The organism is Bacillus fungorum (assembly GCF_002746455.1).
Classification (GTDB): Bacteria; Bacillota; Bacilli; order Bacillales; family Bacillaceae_G; genus Bacillus_A; species Bacillus_A fungorum.
In genome coordinates, this window is the sequence record NZ_NWUW01000110.1 from 1 (window position 1) to 1,528 (window position 1,528).

1 protein-coding gene is annotated in these 1,528 nt (G+C 31.5%); it reads left to right on the forward strand.

Going from position 1 to position 1,528, the window contains the following annotated elements:
- Positions 1-379: 379 nt before the first annotated feature.
- A complete protein-coding gene (locus CO726_RS30845; protein ID WP_099686816.1) occupies positions 380-1,333 on the forward strand; it encodes a hypothetical protein in 954 nt (317 codons plus the stop codon).
- Positions 1,334-1,528: the final 195 nt, after the last annotated feature.

The window sequence follows — 1,528 nt, forward strand, 5'->3', positions numbered from 1 at the left end:
AGGAACGTATGTAATACAAGGCTTTAGAGGTGTTTGCTGAATCTCTTTATAATTAATAATTGAGTTTAGTTATATATATTTCTTGTTGTTTGTATATAAAATACTTGTGATTATTTATATTTAATTACTTGTATTTTTTTAGATTAAATACATAGAAAAATAGAAAGAAGGAATAAATATAAGTTTACAAGGAGGTAATTAATCTATTGACTTTTAAAATCCATAGAGGTATTCTTATACGTGAACAACAATTAACTAAGAGAAATATACAAATTAATAGATTTAATTTCTAGCTAAACGGACACACCGAAGGCACATAACCTGCCATCGGTGTGTCTTTTTTTGTATAAATAACAAGAAAAAGGGAGAATTTGTCATTATGAATGAAATTGTGAACATGAGTAAAGAACGATTTACAAAGTATTGTGAGGACAATGCAGCATTTGAGGAGAATATTAGTCGCATTATTAATCACTACTTTTTATTACTAGGGAATAAAGCAAATATTTTACAAGAAAGAGAATTTAATAACGAAATTGAAGAAAAAACGTTTAAAAACAACGTAAAGCGTTTTGAAACTCTATTCCCTGCAGCTGTTAAGAATGCATTTTTAAAAGGGTATCAATTATGCCTTGAGTTTATACATCATCCTGAAACACAAATTCCTGAGAATCTATATACTGATCCGAATTTTATAAAAGATATACCTTTTGCCTTAGCAAATGCATCTGAATATGAATTGTACGAAATCATTCGTACAGATGAAACACAGGAATTTAGTGTGTTTGCTATCCGAACATATGAGGGGATTCGTCCATTGTTAGAACAAGTATTTTGCGAAGTTGCATTCACTGGTGCTGAATATGCTTTTGAACATGAGCGATTAGAAAAAGGATTTGAATTAGAGAAGGGTGATAGTACTTCGTTAACCAAAGTTCCTGTAGATCGTCTCTTCTCAATTACGCCTTCTGTCAATGGAGTTGTTGTACATGCGGAAGAACACTGCGAGATTTGGAATTTAAATTGGAACAGTAAAGTAACGATTGATAATCCTTTTATTGAGCTTGCTGAGGTTACATTTATTCATCAAACAAAGGATATGATTCAAAAAAATATTGAAGATGGTGTTTTATACTACAGCATTCTTTATCTTGATACACCTTTACATGAGATACAAGATCGATTAGAAATACGAGTAAAACTAAATTCTGATTTTGGCGCTCCACGTGCAATGGAACAAGTTGAAATGGAGTATATTCTGAATGAGATTATTGGGAAGGTCCATCTTCAGGCACAAATTCCAATTGAAAACATGATTTTAATCCAACGTTAGAGTGTGTAGGAGGTTAACTATGACGAAAAAGATCGTTTTAGCTATTAGCGATACTGTATATACGGCATATTTACGTGAGGATTTTATTGGTGCGGGATTTGAAGTAGCTGATAGTGATGTGATGCACATCAAGTATCTAGATGAAATTCTAGATATGGAACAACCCAATATTTTATGTATTAATGACAAACGTTT